Source organism: Acinetobacter populi (assembly GCF_002174125.1).
Lineage (GTDB): Bacteria > Pseudomonadota > Gammaproteobacteria > Pseudomonadales > Moraxellaceae > Acinetobacter > Acinetobacter populi.
The window spans coordinates 206,857-224,102 of record NZ_NEXX01000004.1; the positions used below are offsets into that span (position 1 = coordinate 206,857).

Consider the following 17,246-nt stretch of genomic DNA (forward strand, 5'->3'; position numbering starts at 1 on the left):
AGATTGCATCAAAATACTACAATGTAAATTTACATTTGATGCGAACTCTTACTTAGGCTTGTACTTGACCCTGCTGTGGAATGTCTTTCATGGTCAATTTAATACGACCACGGTTGTCTACATCCTGCACCTGAACCTGCAATTCCTGACCTTCAGTCAAGACATCTGTCACATTGGCAATACGCTCATTTGAAATTTGCGAAATATGTAACAGACCATCCGTACCCGGCATGATGTTCACAAACGCACCAAATTCAACAATACGAATCACTTTACCTGTGTAGATTTTACCTGGTTCGATCTCTGCGGTCAGTGCCTGAATCTTGGCAACCGCAGCACTTGCAGAAGCTTTAGACTCACCAAAGACACGAACTGTACCATTGTCTTCGATATCAATCGCTGCACCAGTTTCTTCTGTGATTGAACGGATAGTTGCACCGCCTTTACCAATTACGTCACGAATCTTGTCTGGATTGATATTAATCACTTGGAAGGTTGGCGCGAACATGTTGATTTCTGGACGTGCACGGGAAATGACTTTATTCATTTCATTCAGGATATGCATACGACCTGCAAATGCCTGATTCAGTGCCACTTCCATAATTTCTTCGGTAATCCCTTCAATCTTGATGTCCATTTGCAGTGCAGTAATACCATTGGCAGAACCAGCAACTTTAAAGTCCATGTCTCCCAGATGATCTTCATCACCTAGAATATCCGACAATACAGCAAAACGATCACCTTCTTTGACCAGACCCATAGCAATACCTGCAACAGGTGCTTTCAACGGTACGCCAGCATCCATCAATGCCAGAGATGCGCCACAGACAGATGCCATGGAAGATGAACCATTCGATTCTGTAATATCAGATACCACACGTAACACATAAGGGAAACGATCAACTGGTGGCAATACTGCTTGTACACCACGACGAGCCAAACGACCATGACCAATTTCACGACGTTTTGGTCCAGATTCACGGCCTGTTTCACCGACAGAATATGCAGGGAAATTATAGTGCAACATGAAATTATCAGTTTTTGTACCTGATAATGTATCTACCATCAAGGCATCACGGGTATTACCCAATGTTGCAGTCACCAATGCCTGTGTTTCACCACGGGTAAACAATGCAGAACCATGGGTACGTGGCAAGACACCCACTTGTACATCCAATTGACGTACAGTTTTGGTATCACGACCATCAATACGTGGTTTACCAGACAGGATATTGTCACGCACGGTGCGATATTTTAAATCTTCAAACAGGAAATCGACTTCGTCTGCAATGCCGTCCACATCTTCTTCTGGAACGAACTGTGCAACTGCTTCGGCATGTAATGCATCTAGTGCTGCATAACGATCCTGTTTTTCTGCAATGGTATAAGCATCAGAAATTTTGGCTTCAAATGCTTGTTTTAACTTCTCACGTAATTCTTCGTTATGCGCTGGTGCAACCCAGTCAGATTCCACCGCACCTGCGGCAGCAGCAAATTCTTTGATTGCCTGAATTGCAATTTGCATTTCATCATGACCAAACAATACCGCACCCAGCATTTGATCTTCAGACAATTCTTTTGCTTCAGACTCAACCATTAACACCGCAGTATCTGTACCAGCGACCACGAGGTCAAGGTCAGACTCTTTAAGTTGTTCATAGTTTGGGTTTAAAACATATTCACCATTGATCACACCAACACGCGCCGCAGCAATCGGACCACGGAACGGTGTACCAGCAATCGCTAATGCAGCCGAAGTACCCAGCATCGCAGCAATATCTGCATCCATGGTTTTATCAGAAGATACAACAGTTGCAGTCACCTGAATTTCGTTGTAATAACCTTCCGGGAACAATGGACGAATTGGACGGTCAATCAAACGGGAAATCAGTGTTTCGGCCTCTGAGGCACGACCTTCGCGTTTGCCATAACCACCCGGAATACGCCCAGCAGCGTATTGTTTTTCTTGATAATTTACTGTAAGTGGAAAGAAGTCCTGACCTGCTTTTGCAGTCGGTTGGGCAACCACAGCAACCAGCACAGTGACACCGCCCATAGTGATGACAACAGATTTTGCCTGACGCGCCACACGACCTGTTTCAAGTACGACGGTATGTTGACCATATTGGAATTCTTTACGAATGATATTAAACATTGACATGTATTATTGTTTCCTAAATTTTATGCTGGCTGAAGGCCCCTAAGGTTTGGCATTCCATCCACAACATCATTTTTTAAGCAAATGATGGGATGTGATGACAAAGCTTAGAAGCCGCTTCTTACCAGTCTTTCACAAGTTTTAACACAAAAAGAAGAGGCGTAATCGCCCCTTCTCATATCACCATAGCTAACTTAAGCACAGCAGTAATACAATATAATGAATTTGGTAAAACACCTAGCATCAATGTATTACTTTTAGGTATTAACGACGTAAACCTAATGCACCGATCAACGCTGTATAACGTGCGTGATCTTTACCATTTAAGTAATCAAGCAATTTACGACGTTGGTTTACCATACGGATCAAACCACGACGACTATGATGGTCGTGTTTGTGGGTTTTGAAATGACCTTGTAAATCGTTGATTTGTGCACTCAATAATGCAACTTGTACTTCTGGTGAACCAGTGTCGTTTTCAGCACGTGCAAATTTTGCAATAATTTCAGCACGTTGTTCGTTAGTTAAAGCCATCGTTTTCTCCGAGATGCTTAAAAATTCAATAGAAGCGATAAGATTAAGTTTTCCTGTTCTGGAAAAACTTTTGCCGTGCATCACTACAGCAAGCGCACTATTTTAAATGAATTTAACCATGAATGCAAAAACTAAAATTCAACTGGCTTGAGATAGAAGATATGGTCTGCTCATTTGGACAGGATCATGGCATAGCGCAATGACATTTTGGTTAAAATAACACCACCTCTGAATAAAAGTATTTGTTTGTATAAATAAAATTAATTTCAATGAAAGAATCACGACGGAGTCTTACAAGATTAGGAATATGTTAGGATTAACCTTCGGTTCGACCTACTTTTCTTTCGGGAAAAGTAGGCAAAACCATTTGTCCGCTGCGAACTCGGTCAAATACCGCTAAAGAACAAGTTAATTGAAAAACATTGTCTTGCAAATAATTTGCTGACCTCGAACAAGCAGCGGACGCTGCTACGAAACCAATTTCTTCTACTCACCTTATCCCGGATTCACGCTAAAATATAGGTAAAAAATAGAACCTAAATATTTGCATATTTAGGTTCGAGCTGCGCTGTTTATTGTTATTTATTTTTAGAATCACACAACTCTTTAGATCTACTAAAATATCTATTTAGATTTGGCGTTTAATATATCCTATCTTTTGATCGAAATCCTGCATAGAGCAAAAAGCCTATTCATGTGTAAGTTATCACTTACAAATAGGCAAGATTCCATCATTTTAACGATAAACAATCTATTAAATACCGTATTGCGCACGATAAGCCTGCATTGCTGCGAGTGCCTGTGTTTCGCCTTTTGCATCAAGATAATCCATTAAATCTTTCATACTAATCAAAGCATGCACAGGAATATCCAGTTCTTTTTGAACTTCCTGAATCGCAGATAATTCACCCTGTCCACGTTCCTGACGATCCAGTGCCACCAGTACACCGGCAATTTCTGCACCGGCATTTTTAAGAATATTCACCACTTCACGAATGGCCGTACCCGCAGTAATCACGTCATCAATAATCCAGACTTTTTTACCTGCAACCGCAGCACCAACCAATACGCCGCCCTCACCATGATCTTTGGCTTCTTTACGATTAAAACCCCACGGCACACTTTTTTGATGATGCTGCATCAACGCAACTGCGGTCGCTGCAACAAATGGAATACCTTTATAGGCTGGACCAAAAATTACATCAACATGTTCACAATTGATTAATTGATCGGCATAGCCTTGCGCCAGTAATGACAAGGCCTCGCCATCATTTAATAGCCCTGCATTAAAAAAATAAGGACTCACACGGCCCGATTTTAAAGTAAACTCTCCAAACTTAAGCACACCACGTGACAATGCCAAATCGATAAATGCCTGTGGATTAAATGTAGTTGTCGTGGTCATGCTATGCTCCGTATCTTTGAAATAACAAAATGAGGTTTAACCTGCGCATGATACCAAAGGATCACTATCCGCGTGATGTAAAAATTCTTCGTGTGGTTTCAATTAACGTCAATGGACTACGTTCTTCTCATAAAAAAGGTCTGTTTGAATGGATTGAACAATCCGAAGCTGATGTTATTTGTATGCAAGAAACCCGCATCAGCGATCATCAATGGACTGATGCCTTTAAGCCCGAAGGCTGGTATGCTCACCTATTTCCCGCCGAACGTGCTGGTTATGCCGGTACAGCAATTTATAGCAGATTACCGTTTTTACATATTCAAGATGGATTAGGTTTTGATCTGGCCGATACGCAAGGTCGCTTTACCGTCGCCACCTTTGAGATTGGTCTAGAAAAACCGGTGGAAATTGCTTCATTATATTTGCCCTCCGGCTCATCAGGTGAAGAAGCACAAACCCGTAAGGATCATTTTTTAGAACAATATCAACAGTTATTAAAACAATGGCGGGATCAAAATCGTTCTATCATTGTCTGTGGCGATTACAATATTGTGCATAAACGGATTGATATTAAAAACTGGTCTGGCAATCAGAAATCTTCTGGCTGTTTACCGCATGAGCGTGCCTGGTTAGATCATATTTATGATGAATTAGGCTATGTCGATACCTTTCGTGTGGTACGTCAGGAAGCAGAATTATATTCATGGTGGTCAAATCGCGGACAGGCCCGTGCCAAGAATGTTGGTTGGCGGATTGATTATCAGGCTTGCTCACCGGATTGGAAAGACCGTACAGTCAATGCATGGGTCTATAAGGAACAATGGTTTAGTGACCATGCACCAGTGATCATTGATTATAAAATTGCCTAATCAAACGCACGTTTTTCAGGTTATGCCTTTGCATAACCTGAATGTTAATATTGATAATCCTGCCGATATTTTTCCGGTATTTGATACTGCTTGCCATCAAATTTTAATACAAAACTTTCCTGCCACTGTTTTCCATTCTGTGTTGTACAATGATCAAAAGTTTCCTGACTGCTTTGATGTTTCATATTGGTTTTAACTTGTAAATCGGCAAAACCATTATGCTGTTTTTTTAGCACCTGAATACTGGATGTTTGCTTATACCATTCACCATAACAATTCATGTCCCACTCTCCACTGTCTTTCATCACCACCAATTGATCGAGTTGTTTTCGTTTTTGACCAAAATCATAAAGATTCAAAGTCGTTTGATAGTAAGGACTAACACGCGAAGCATTTTGATAACTGATTCGTAAGCCGACAGCACGAAGTTTGGCATTTAATCGATAAGGGGCTGTATCTAGACGAATCTGATATAAACCCACTGCATCAGAGATATAAATTGTCGGATCCTGATAGCGCCAAAGGACTTTGCGGGTTTGATCATTAATTGCCAGAAATATGATTTGAAAATCATATTCCAATTCGCTATCAAAGGTCAGTGGCTGCACTGCTGCCAGCAATGTCACCCCTTTTTGCTCAGGCATCGTATCACATGCCACCAGATTTCCCTGATCCTCTTGCTGAATCTGCTGCTGTGTTAAAATATACTGGATATCCACAGGCAACTGGCACAGATTTGCCATACTTGTATTCGAGAATATTACACCGCATGCCAATAGAATAAAACGTATGACGTTCATTGTTATACTCGTCTATTTTTTGTATCAATCTAGCATGCCAATTCTTTCCATGCATCTTTTTATTTGCATCAAAAATACGATATTGCCAAAATTTAATATGCTTTATTTTCGACACAATTCACTCGATAAAATTACAGCAATATTGATCTAATAAAAACAATCCAATCTGTTCGCATCTAAAAAATACTGTATATTTAATCATCTTCTTACTGTATGTTTAATCATCTTCTTTATGAACTTACACACCTACTTTATTTGCCAGAAAAGACATCCTTCTCCCTGAAAGACTGGATTTTTGATAAAAATAGCGTAAACTTACTGCGCTTGCATTTTATCCGATGTAAGACGTATTTAAGCCTAGACCCGATTGCTTAAATCATTTGATCGTCCTGTAAGGCATAGGTAGTACCTCTACACAGTTTTACAGGGCTCATTTAGATTGTTGTTCCCGCCAAAAACACGATAAACTGCTCCATGGCAACATTTGCCCCCCTAGCATTTTTCTGTGATCGCCTTATGTCCTTTTTAGCCACTCATTCAATCTCACTGTTATTACTGGTGTTTATTGCACTCGGTATTCTTGGCAATAACCATTCGGTGACGATTGCAGCATGTATATTGCTTCTAATCCAACAAACGCCTTTGGTCCAGTATGCTCCGTTTATTGAGCAATATGGCCTAAAGCTGGGCATTGTCATTCTCACCATCGGTGTGCTGTCACCACTGATCAGTGGAAAAATCCAGACCGAAGATTTAATTCAGGTATTTACCCACTGGAAAACCTTTATTGCTGTGCTTGTTGGACTTCTGGTTGCATGGTTAGGTGGACGTGGGGCACATCTCATGACTCAGGAACCCATGGTTGTGACCGGATTACTTGTGGGAACAATACTTGGCGTTGCCTTTTTACGCGGCGTTCCAGTAGGGCCCTTAATTGCTGCGGGAATCCTGTCCTTACTGATCTGGAAATAATCTTTCAAAAAATTAAATCCAATAAGCGTTTCTAAAGATTGGAAATTCTTTTATCATCATTTGTAAATCCTTTGACAATGATGATGCTTATGACCATTCAACATTTACATACCTCACAACGTTTTAGTGAAGCGACCATCCATCAGGGCACAGTTTATCTTGCAGGTCAGCTTGCTACTGATTTTTCAGGTGATATTACGCAACAAACCAAAGAGACACTGGCAACAATTGATCAGTTTCTAGAGGATGCTGGCAGTAATAAAGCGCATATTCTCTCTGCAACCATCTATCTTAAACACATTGATGATGATTATGATGCCATGAATCAAGTTTGGGATGAATGGCTTAAAGATGTTAAAGCCCCACCCCGTACTTGTGTCGAGGCAAAACTCTATCATCCTCAAGTACTGGTTGAAATTACAGTGATTGCAGCAATTGCGCAATAAATAGGTGATACGCTATTCACCTTGTATGCTTTTTCAGCGTTTAAAATATAAATGCGACCTTACTGACGGGAAGAATAGACATATTGTTAAATAAAATCTTAAGCAGCATAAAAGCAATTAAATCTGATAATTACAATACAGCGATTATCAACTGGAATCCGTTAAGTCGCTGTATCTTGATGTTATTTTTAGCAATTTGTGTATTATCATTATGGTTAAGCTGGAAGTTTTTTATATTATTTAACCCAAAACTTTATCAATACGTCAATATTGAACTTCTATATTTCCAAATCAAATTAAATATAGGCTTTATCCTGATGTTTGGGATATTGATTTATCTTTGTCGAAAGCTACGACATTCCTTAACTGCACAAAAAATCATGCCATTCATCTGCGTCGGAATGTTTGGTATTACCTTGTGTAGAGATGGCTATTTGATTGGCGTCCTTAGTCCTGCAACGGCCATTGGTGCAATCAGCGTGATTTCCGTAGGATTAATTTTATTTGAACGTAAAGTAATTTATACTGCGCTGATCCCTAGCCTGATCTTTCTGGGCAGTATTGTATATCTGACTCTTAATGGAAAAATCGCTTATGCACCACAATTTAATACTGCATCATCGATCACTTTTTTTCCATTTACCAATCAATTCTGGGTCTTTAGCATGCTGTTCTTTATGATTCCCATTGTTGTAAGCTGCTTTGTTTTACAGGAAATCATGCTTAGCCAATGGCGTCATCGAGAACAGATATTTAAGACCTTAAGTACCATTGATCCTTTAACCGAACTATTTAATCGAAGAAGTATTTATCAGCAACTTGAAAAAATCGAACAGAATTTAATTTTTTCCACAGAATCATATGGCATTATTTTACTTGATCTAGATTTTTTTAAGTCGATTAATGATTGTTATGGACATTTAGTTGGTGACAAGGTACTAATTCAGGTGGCACAGACACTCCGGCAAAATGTTCGTCTCCACGATATTGTAGGACGTTATGGCGGGGAGGAATTTATCATGATCATCAATGATAACAATCAGATGCTGACCCGACATATCGCAGAACGCTGCCGACACGCACTGAGTCAACTAAATCTGACCACAACCGATGGCCAAAACATTCTGATTACAGCCAGTTTTGGTATCGCATATTTAAAATCTGGCACTTCTGTACAACAGGCATTGCATCATGCTGATGCCGCCATGTATCGGGCAAAATCTGCCGGACGCAATAGCATTGTATTAGCGTAACCGGTTTAATAATGTTGTGGTATTAAATTCACCTGTTAAACGTAAATGCCGTTGCTCTTTTCCTTGAGCATCTAAAAATAGCACTGTCGGTGGCCCAAGGATTTGCCATTCATTTAATAAAGCCTGTTGGCTCTGATCATAACGGCTTAAATCCAGTTTGATCTTGGTCATCGCTTGAAGTTTTTGCTGGACGTCTGGATTATGCCAAACATTCCGTTCAATCGGCTGACAGGCAATACACCAATCTGCATATAAATCGATAATGATAGGCTTTTGTTCAAGCCTTGCCTGTTTCAAGGCGTGATTAAACTCGGCTTGGGTGGTCACCACCTGCCAAATTTGCTGTTGCTGGGTTTGGTATTGCCAATATTGTGTCCCTTTCCAAATCGACAAACCAATTAAAATCACCAGACATAGACTGGCAAGATAACGAATCCAGTGATGTGCCCGCAGCACAAGATAAGTCAAATAAAGGGCTAATGCGATGGCAACAAGCAATAAACACAGATTAAAAACACCAATCGACAACAACGGACGGACAAAATACAGACTAAGCCCCAGCATAATAAATGCAAAAACATGCCGTACATAAATCATCCAGATTCCCGGTTTCGGGATCGCACGCTCACCAATCAAACTGAGTAAAATTAAAGGCACGCCCATCCCCAATCCGAGGGAGAATAATAATACTGCGCCAGCAAAAACATTCTGACTTTGTGAAATATAAAGCAGCGTGCCTGCCAATGGTGCCGTCATACACGGGCCAACCAACAAAGCCGATAGCATGCCCATCAAGGCAGCGCCGACCAACGTACCACCTTTTTGCCGTGATTGCAGTTGGTCAAGTTTATTTGACCAAGACTGGGGCAGTTTTAATTCAAATACACCAAATAAATTTAACGCAAATAAGATAAAAATCGAACTAAATGCAATCAGTACAGCCGGCTGTTGTAGCCAACGCTGGAAATTATTACCTGCACTCGCCGCCATAATACCTAATATGGCATAGACCGATGCCATGCTCAGCACAAAAATCAAGCTGATCAGCCCTGCTTTAACACCATTATGCTTACGAATCAACAAACTCGACAATATGGGTAACATCGGCAAGGAACAAGGCGTAAATGCCAGTAAACAGCCCAATCCCAAAAATAACAAAATACTCCAGAACAAGGACTGCTGATGTAACCGCGCAGACCATATTTCATCTTGTGCCTGATGTTGTAAATCAGTTCCAGCATTGCTACCGATATTCGCCTTAGTCTCAGTTGTAATTGCTGTTTGTGGTGTTTGACCTTGCTGATCGGTAGCAGTAGTTTGGGTAAAAACTGACGGCTGGGAAGATTGGAATAAACCATGTTGTCTGCTTTGTTGGGAAGCGGAATCAGCCAAGATCACCAGCCCGTCTTGATCAGTCTGAAAATCTGCCTTGCTAATCGGATAGCACAATCCTTTTTCTGCACAGCCTTGGTAGGTCACCTGATAATGTTGATTGGGTTGCACCTGAATATTAAAGGCAACCGTTTGATAATAGACTTGTGTATCACCAAAAAATGCATCATGTTTGGCTTTTGCCGGGGGCAATTCCAAAGCCAAAGCCTGTTGTCCCTGATGGACAGCAAATTGATGTTGATATAGATAATATTCTGGCGCGATTTTCCACTTCAGTTCAACCTGTGACTGACTCAGGGACTGGGCATCAAACTGAAATGCCTGATCACTTGGCAAAAATTGCTGTTCTGCATGTGTGATCTGCAAACCGGTGATCATCAGTAGTATAAAAATGGCGGTCTGCACACCAGACCACCATTTTAATCCACTTATGCAACTGCTATCTGGACACCCAGAAAATGTGGAAACATTCGTCATAAGTTAAATCTTAAAATAAATAAGCCACACCTAATCCTGCATTCAATCTCGGATTTTCACGATTAAAGCTATAACCAATGGATGCATCCAACTGTAAATTATCTTTTACTGACCAGATTAAACCATTGTTTAAGATCGATTCTTTATGCTGACTTTCCTGTTTACGATAAACATATTCGGAGAAGCCAGATAAGTTTCCTACAATCTTATATTGTAATGAAGGAATCGCCGACCAAGCGAGATCACCGTCCTGATAATCATAGTACATGGTCATTCCAGTACTTACACTATCATTGAACTGATAACTAATGGCCGAACCCAAAGTATAGATTTTTTTATCAACCGTAAACTCATCATCACCATTGGCAAGATTAACCTGTGCCAATAATGCCCATTTAAAGGCATCATCATGGGTATTAATGGCTTTTTTAAGCCCCAGCGTGACATCACCAACACCATGCGTTTCACTACTGTTCGCACCGAGTTTTTCTTTTTGCCAGATCGGACCATCCCAGCCTACACGAAACTCAACATCGGAACCAAGACCAATACGGGCCAGCATATCACCCTGTACAGTAAGCACACTATGTTTTTCGCCATCTACCGAATAATCATCATAGCTTGCACTTGGCAAGGATTGCTCCCATGCCAGATGACCTTGCGGGACAATATCAGTTCCCAATCCTGCACCAGGACGGTCAAAACCAAAAGCATCCGCATTGCTAATCTGGCTAATCAATCCAGCAGCAAGAATTGCTGTAGTCTTCGCGACAATATTTTTCATAGGCATCATCATACATTACATTTCTTTTGACATTTTAGCATCATTATCACGAAGTAACTCGAGTGTTGCACGTTCTTCTGGCAAAGCATCATTCCAGTCGATTTCATCATAATCACAATCAAACCATAACTGACTGATTGAGCTTAAAATTGTTAAATCCTGATCATCAATAGTATTCGGATTAACACCTTGTTGTAACAAACGTTGTACTATCGGTACACAAGCAGCACTGGCTGCATCCCAAAGTGGGCCATAAAACTCTTCACTATCCCACAAATGCAAATTGGCCTTGGCTGCGATCAAGGCCTCTAAAATATCCTGATAGATTTGTAATTGTTGCTGTTTTTCTGCATCAGAAAATGGTTGTCCAGCTTCATAGGCTTCACAAATACGTTCCCACCACACAAATAAACCATCACATAAAATTGAGATCGGTGGGCCTTTTTCTGTATCAATAAAATTTGGGTCCAGACCTTGTGCCAATAATGCCTGTATCGTGGCAAGATCTAATTGTTCGATACTCTGTACGAATTGTTGCTGTTGTGAATTTAACATACAGATATTACCTAGATAAAAAGAGCAGTCTAATTCATCACTATCGATCTGCCTAGTGCCTTATTTGCCAATGCCCCACATCACGTAAATGCAAACTGTACTACTTGAAAATTTTACGCACACAAAAAGAGCATAAATGCCCTTTTTATGTGCCAAACTTATATATTATGATGCATCATCTTCAACCCATTCAGGTTTTGTGCCCCGAAGTGGTTCGCGCTTAGCAAAGACTTGTTCAATCCCACGTTTTAATTTATCAATTGCACCATGAATGGCCTGATCAATATTGGCCGCTTTATGGGTCACTGCAACAGGTTTTAATCCTGCTGGCCGGGCTTCAATCATACAACGTTTGTCTTCGTCTCCCCCCTTGTCACCATTAATATCACTTAAGTGCACTTCAAAATGCGTAATTTTTTCGCTATAGCGTTGAAACTCTTGTTTTAATTCGGTTCTCACATAATCAATCAATCGATCACTACTGTTAATGTTCTTATCTGTACGGATTTCAATATTCATAAATAATGTCCCTCTTTCTCTCTAACTTAGCTAAGAATCATTTACATTTTTAGCTTGCGCCAAAATGCGATTGTTGTACACCAACAAACTGTAATGAACTTGTAACCTTGCTTACCACAAGCGTTCATAACAATCTAAGTCTTTCAATTCTTTTATACATCAATTAGATAACTTGTCAATGTACAATTTTTTTATTCAATCTCGGCATAAAACATGCTTAACTTCTTTTTACGTAGCATTGTTTCAGGAAATTGTAATGCAAAGTTCATACTTACGTGGACAAGACTTAATCGATGATATTTTAAAAGCACCTTATTCTCGTGATTTGATTGGCTATCATGGACAACTCCCACAGGTTCAATGGCCAAATCAGGCCAGAGTTGCAGTACAGTTTGTACTGAATTATGAGGAAGGTAGTGAAAATCATATTGAACATGGGGATGCAGGTTCAGAACAATTCCTATCGGATATTATTGGTGCCGCAAGTTATCCTGCCAAACATATGTCGATGGATTCCATGTATGAATATGGTTCTCGTGCAGGGTTCTGGCGGATTCATCAGGAATTTGAAAAACGTGGCTTGCCAATGACGGTTTTCGGTGTAGGAATGGCACTGGTACGTAATCCTTATGTGGTCGAGGCTATTCAAAAAGCAAATTATGATGTGGTCTCACATGGACAACGCTGGATTCATTATCAAGACATGCCAATTGCGCTAGAAAAACAATATATGGATCAGGCAATTTCTGTACTCGAAACATTATTCGGCCATGCACCCATTGGCTGGTATACCGGACGGGACAGTCCAAACACCAGACAGCTTTTGGCAGAATTTCCCCAAATTCAGTACGATTGTGACCATTATGGCGACGACTTGCCTTTCTGGACGACGTTAACCAATAGTCACGGCGATACACAACCACATCTGATTATTCCTTATACGCTGGAAAGCAATGACATGAAATTTTGTTCACCAGGTGGCTTTAACAGTGGCGAACAATTTTTTCAATATTTAAAAGATGGCTTTGATGTCTTATATGCCGAAGGTGAAACTTCACCCAAAATGATGTCAATTGGTATGCATTGCCGAATTCTTGGTCGTCCCGGTCGCTTTAAAGCACTGCAACGATTCCTTGACTATATCCAAAGCCGTGATCGGGTATGGATTTGCCGTCGTGGTGATATTGCCCAACATTGGCAGACGCATCATCCGTTTCAAGCACAATAAGTCTGTTTAAGGAATTTTCATGAAACTTTCAGAATTTAATCAGCATGATCTGTCTGAAGCGGAATTATGCTTACAACATTGTGTCAATATTCCATCCTGGATTACGCAAATTAGCCAAGCTCGTCCATTTACCTCACAACAGGCATTATTGGCATTTGCAAAAAATCAGACGGATAGCTGGACCTGGCAAGAAATTAAAGCAGCTTTAGATACCCATCCACGCATTGGTGAAAAAAAGGCAGCAAAAGATTTATCTAATCAGGAAGAGGCTTTTTCCAATCAGGAACAGGCCAATGTCCAGCTGAGTACAACCACCGAACAACAGCTTTTGCAAGGCAATATCGCGTATGAACAAAAATTTGGCTATATCTTTTTAATTAAAGCAGCCGGTTTAACTGCCGAACAAATTCTGGCACAACTTCATGCGCGTCTTAATCATTCAGCAGAGCTGGAACAAACCGTCGTCAAGCAGAATCTGGCGGGTATTGCCCTGTTACGTCTTTCTCAAGCCGTCACCGAATAAGGAATTTTTATGAGCATTAGTACCCATATTTTAGATACCAATCTTGGCAAGCCTGCCGTGGGAGTAAACGTAAAATTATTACATATTGATAGCAATACGCTACTAGGTGAAGGGCAAACTGATATTGATGGCCGCCTAAAAGACTTCGGTGTAAAAGAATTTCCTGCTGGTATGTATCAACTGGTATTTGAGATTTTGCCTTATTTTGAACAGCTCGGCAGTAAAACCTTTTTTCCTCAGGTCTGTTTACAATTCTTTGTCGACCAACCTGATGAACATTATCATGTGCCGTTATTAATTAGCCCGTTTGCCTATTCCACTTATCGTGGTAGTTAAAATTTTTCGGCTTATAAAAAAACCTCTGTTCAATCAGAGGTTCTTTTTGGATGTATCATTTGATCAAACAATACAACTTTTCATACCTGATTAAAAATGATAGTCAACGCGGAACATTGGTGTACTTGCTGTAGCACCTTCTCCGGCAGCACCTTTTTCATCATTACCAAATTTATTTTTCCAGTATTGATATTCAAAGCCGGCACGGAAAGTTTTATCTTTTTTACCAACCAAAGAACTTAGGTCATACATTACCATGGCATCAATATTGGTTTCAGCTTTGGTATCACCACCGTATTCATTTTTACCTTTATCGGCAATCCATAAGGCAAAACCCTCAAAAGATAGTGGCAAATCGCCAATTGGAACACCCCAGGTTAATTGTAATGCAGGATGAGTATCATAGGTATAGCGATGTCCCAAACCTGTTGGCTCATTACTCTCCATTAAAGCAAGCACACTAAAATTCAGAAAACCTGGAACATCAAACATGACTGTTGGCCCCACCACCCACATACGTTTTTTTGAACCATATGTATCGTTTTTCGTATTCCAGTCCAATCCACCAGTTAATCCCACACCACGAATAACACCAGGATATGACAGATCTTTATTTATTACCTTACCAATATCCAAGGTATGGCGATAAACCACATAGGCTTCTTGTGTACCTTTATCTGTACCAATTGCTGGTTCGTCATTAGACTGCAATAAATCTACATTAAAGAAATTTGAACCATATTTATAACCACTGACATGAGTTAAGCTAAAAATCTGTTTTGTGATATCAATACGGCTGCCATCTGCATTATTTTTGTAAGGTTCTGCGAATTTTGTACCATAACGCCAGCCAACCGATGTGTCACTCCATGTTGCAGCATTCGCAGCAGTTGCACCAATAAGTGTCAAAGCACCAATCATTAAAGAATGGGGAGAGAAAAAAGTACCTATCTTCATGGTGTTTCCTTTATATGAGATTAAAAAAACGCGACGCGCATGTTTGTGCACAATCAAAACAAGCAATGAAGACAACATTGCACCATGTCGATAACAATACATGCGTTTACTTTACAAACGAATGCAAAAAAGAAGCCAATTTTTAACATTACAATTAAAAAAATGAATCTGAAGAAATTTAATCTCTACTGAATGTCTAAAAGAGAATAGAAAGTTAAAAAAATGTGACAATTAACACAATTATTATTTTCAATCATTGCAATACTAAAAAGATAACAAATTGAATCATTAAAATATGGTCTAGCTAATAACAAAAATCTTTTATTTTTAAATACCCTATTTTGATAAAAATAGGGTATTTTCTTGTTTAAAATTTAATGTAAACCGATTGCCTTCAAGTCCAAGGGAAACTCCACCCCTACTGATACACCACTGTTATTACCCTTGAGGTCTGAATCACTGATCCATCCATTAATTTTTAACGGTACATCAGGCTTTAAATAATGCGACCAGGTAATATCCAATGCTTTAATCTTATCACTTTCCGGAAAAGCATGATTAATCGATAAATTGGATTGGTTTACTTTGGTATATAAAACACGCCCATCAAGTCGGTTCATTGGGTCAAAACGGATATGACCACCAACAGAATACATTTCACCATCACCACCTATGGCATGGGCTAATGGATAACCTTGCTGATAAAATCCATCGGTATATTGATGATGGTTATAAGAATATCCCCATACATCTCCATTCGTTTTGGTATCTGCCCATTCTGCATAAAGCTGATAAGGCATATTTTTATAGCTTGAAGAGAAATCCAGACCGGCTAAATATAATTTTCTTGATGGTAATAGCCCAGATTCATCCTCGCCCACATATTGTGCATATAGACCAACTGGCACCTGAATTAAATTTACCAAATTCAATCGTGCATCGAATCCAGCGAGTTGGTTTGATGCATTTTTATCATTAACACAACCCTGATCATCACAATTATTATCTTTACCAATAATCGCATTCCAATATGCATTGAAACTATTTGGTTGCCCTTTACCGCCGATTTGTATAGCTCTTGAAGCACCAAGCTCAAGATAAGGTAATGGACGGGCAGTCATGCGTAAACCTAAAAGTTTTGCATCAGGAACAGCCTTATAATCTTTTAGTTGTCCTGCAAATGCCTGATATTGCCACGGACCAATCCATGACAACCATTTTGTTTCAAATGCATCTTGCACAGCACGTTGTACTGTTACACCATATACAGGCCGACTAGCATCGCCACGAATCAGACTGCCATCATGACCAGGGCCCCACCAAGTTGGAATTTGCCCAGCAATTAACCATTGGTTCCAAAGTTTTCCAGCAAGATATGATCCTTCAACATTCACATCTTCCGAATTATCTACTTGAAGATCATGCTCAACATTGACTCTAAGTTTTCCATCCCAATTCTCACTCCCAGCATTCAACTCCAAGCTTGCTTGATATTGTGCTTTTTGGGCGTCCCCAAATGTCTGAGGTAAATATTTTTGATCACTTTCTGCAAACAAACCTACTTTAAGCTGGTTATTATCAGTTTTAATGGCGTTTAGAACAGCGTTAACAACTTTCTGCTGTACTGGATTGGAAATATTGGCTTGTGAGAGGGCTCGTTCAATTTCATCACCACTTAACGGCCAAGTTGAAGTACTAATGTTAATAACGCCTTGTTGATTCAACCAGATTAAATCTGTGGACAATGCCTTATTATTTACTATGATGCCTTGAGCCAAAGCCAAAGACGAAAAAGCACTGCTAATTATAATAGAGATTGCTATTACAGATTTTGTTTTTGAAAACATATCAGTAAGATCCAAATTTTTCATTTTCAGATCTTATCTTAACCGTAACAGTACAGCAACTTAATTTAAGAATATGCACACTTCTAAACAGTAGTCCATTAAAAACATACAAAACATTAAAATTTCGACAAGAAACCAAGCTTTAAGAACTAAAAAATATAATCATAATGAATTGTATTTTATATAATTTT

17 protein-coding genes are annotated in these 17,246 nt (G+C 39.7%); 7 read left to right on the plus strand and 10 right to left on the minus strand.

Translation table 11 applies throughout. The features are described from left to right. Positions 1-52: 52 nt before the first annotated feature. The 3 genes from pnp to pyrE all read right to left on the minus strand — a co-directional run bounded on the left by pnp (position 53) and on the right by pyrE (position 4,097). Positions 53-2,155 carry a polyribonucleotide nucleotidyltransferase gene (gene pnp / locus CAP51_RS12115; protein WP_171294789.1) on the minus strand — a complete coding sequence of 701 codons (2,103 nt, stop codon included), beginning with the start codon at positions 2,153-2,155 and terminating at the stop codon, positions 53-55. A gap of 267 nt (positions 2,156-2,422) precedes the next feature. After that, on the minus strand, positions 2,423-2,692 hold the full coding sequence (gene rpsO, locus CAP51_RS12120) for a 30S ribosomal protein S15 (protein ID WP_087621024.1): 270 nt from the start codon (positions 2,690-2,692) through the stop codon (positions 2,423-2,425). A 754-nt stretch (positions 2,693-3,446) separates the two neighbouring features. Continuing rightward, the gene (pyrE, locus tag CAP51_RS12125; RefSeq protein WP_087621025.1) at positions 3,447-4,097 is read right to left on the minus strand and encodes an orotate phosphoribosyltransferase; all 651 of its coding nucleotides are present in this window, start codon (positions 4,095-4,097) and stop codon (positions 3,447-3,449) included. A gap of 47 nt (positions 4,098-4,144) precedes the next feature. On the opposite strand from pyrE, the gene CAP51_RS12130 reads away from it, so the two are divergent. Further along, positions 4,145-4,966 carry an exodeoxyribonuclease III gene (locus tag CAP51_RS12130; RefSeq protein ID WP_087621026.1) on the plus strand — a complete coding sequence of 274 codons (822 nt, stop codon included), beginning with the start codon at positions 4,145-4,147 and terminating at the stop codon, positions 4,964-4,966. A 44-nt stretch (positions 4,967-5,010) separates the two neighbouring features. Here the strand turns inward: CAP51_RS12130 and CAP51_RS12135 are convergent, their stop codons facing one another. Next, on the minus strand, positions 5,011-5,766 hold the full coding sequence (locus tag CAP51_RS12135; protein WP_140404439.1) for a PA3715 family protein: 756 nt from the start codon (positions 5,764-5,766) through the stop codon (positions 5,011-5,013). A gap of 516 nt (positions 5,767-6,282) precedes the next feature. Between CAP51_RS12135 and CAP51_RS12140 the strand changes: the two genes are divergently transcribed. The 3 genes from CAP51_RS12140 to CAP51_RS12150 all read left to right on the plus strand — a co-directional run bounded on the left by CAP51_RS12140 (position 6,283) and on the right by CAP51_RS12150 (position 8,437). Next, positions 6,283-6,738 carry a DUF441 domain-containing protein gene (locus CAP51_RS12140; RefSeq protein ID WP_087621028.1) on the plus strand — a complete coding sequence of 152 codons (456 nt, stop codon included), beginning with the start codon at positions 6,283-6,285 and terminating at the stop codon, positions 6,736-6,738. Between the two features lie 89 nt (positions 6,739-6,827). After that, positions 6,828-7,184 carry a RidA family protein gene (locus CAP51_RS12145; RefSeq protein ID WP_087621153.1) on the plus strand — a complete coding sequence of 119 codons (357 nt, stop codon included), beginning with the start codon at positions 6,828-6,830 and terminating at the stop codon, positions 7,182-7,184. Positions 7,185-7,564: 380 nt separating this feature from the next. Then, positions 7,565-8,437, plus strand: a complete 873-nt coding sequence (locus tag CAP51_RS12150; protein WP_171294777.1) for a GGDEF domain-containing protein — start codon at positions 7,565-7,567, stop codon at positions 8,435-8,437. Here CAP51_RS12150 and dsbD read toward each other — a convergent pair. The 4 genes from dsbD to CAP51_RS12170 all read right to left on the minus strand — a co-directional run bounded on the left by dsbD (position 8,429) and on the right by CAP51_RS12170 (position 12,164). Next, on the minus strand, positions 8,429-10,207 hold the full coding sequence (gene dsbD, locus CAP51_RS12155; RefSeq protein ID WP_425426812.1) for a protein-disulfide reductase DsbD: 1,779 nt from the start codon (positions 10,205-10,207) through the stop codon (positions 8,429-8,431). The two genes, CAP51_RS12150 and dsbD, sit on opposite strands and share 9 nt — an antisense overlap. Before the next feature lie 109 nt (positions 10,208-10,316). Further along, on the minus strand, positions 10,317-11,090 hold the full coding sequence (locus tag CAP51_RS12160) for a transporter (protein ID WP_087621031.1): 774 nt from the start codon (positions 11,088-11,090) through the stop codon (positions 10,317-10,319). A 15-nt stretch (positions 11,091-11,105) separates the two neighbouring features. After that, a complete protein-coding gene (locus CAP51_RS12165; protein WP_087621032.1) occupies positions 11,106-11,645 on the minus strand; it encodes an ankyrin repeat domain-containing protein in 540 nt (179 codons plus the stop codon). A gap of 165 nt (positions 11,646-11,810) precedes the next feature. Further along, a complete protein-coding gene (locus CAP51_RS12170; protein ID WP_087621033.1) occupies positions 11,811-12,164 on the minus strand; it encodes an HPF/RaiA family ribosome-associated protein in 354 nt (117 codons plus the stop codon). A gap of 256 nt (positions 12,165-12,420) precedes the next feature. On the opposite strand from CAP51_RS12170, the gene puuE reads away from it, so the two are divergent. From puuE to uraH, 3 genes are read left to right on the plus strand one after another with little or no spacing between them, the layout of a single operon-like run. Further along, complete coding sequence (gene puuE / locus CAP51_RS12175) at positions 12,421-13,392, plus strand: allantoinase PuuE (RefSeq protein ID WP_087621034.1); 972 nt, start codon at positions 12,421-12,423, stop codon at positions 13,390-13,392. A gap of 19 nt (positions 13,393-13,411) precedes the next feature. Continuing rightward, positions 13,412-13,915: a 2-oxo-4-hydroxy-4-carboxy-5-ureidoimidazoline decarboxylase gene (uraD, locus tag CAP51_RS12180; protein ID WP_087621035.1), complete on the plus strand. Its 504-nt coding sequence runs from the start codon at positions 13,412-13,414 to the stop codon at positions 13,913-13,915. A 9-nt stretch (positions 13,916-13,924) separates the two neighbouring features. Next, positions 13,925-14,251 carry a hydroxyisourate hydrolase gene (uraH, locus tag CAP51_RS12185; RefSeq protein WP_087621036.1) on the plus strand — a complete coding sequence of 109 codons (327 nt, stop codon included), beginning with the start codon at positions 13,925-13,927 and terminating at the stop codon, positions 14,249-14,251. 90 nt (positions 14,252-14,341) lie between these two features. Here uraH and CAP51_RS12190 read toward each other — a convergent pair whose 3' ends face one another. Both CAP51_RS12190 and CAP51_RS12195 read right to left on the minus strand, forming a co-directional pair. Then, positions 14,342-15,208: an outer envelope protein gene (locus CAP51_RS12190; RefSeq protein ID WP_245809151.1), complete on the minus strand. Its 867-nt coding sequence runs from the start codon at positions 15,206-15,208 to the stop codon at positions 14,342-14,344. Positions 15,209-15,582: 374 nt separating this feature from the next. Beyond that, entirely contained in the window at positions 15,583-17,055 is a 1,473-nt protein-coding gene (locus CAP51_RS12195; protein WP_087621154.1) for a capsule assembly Wzi family protein, read from the minus strand. Positions 17,056-17,246 lie beyond the last annotated feature (191 nt).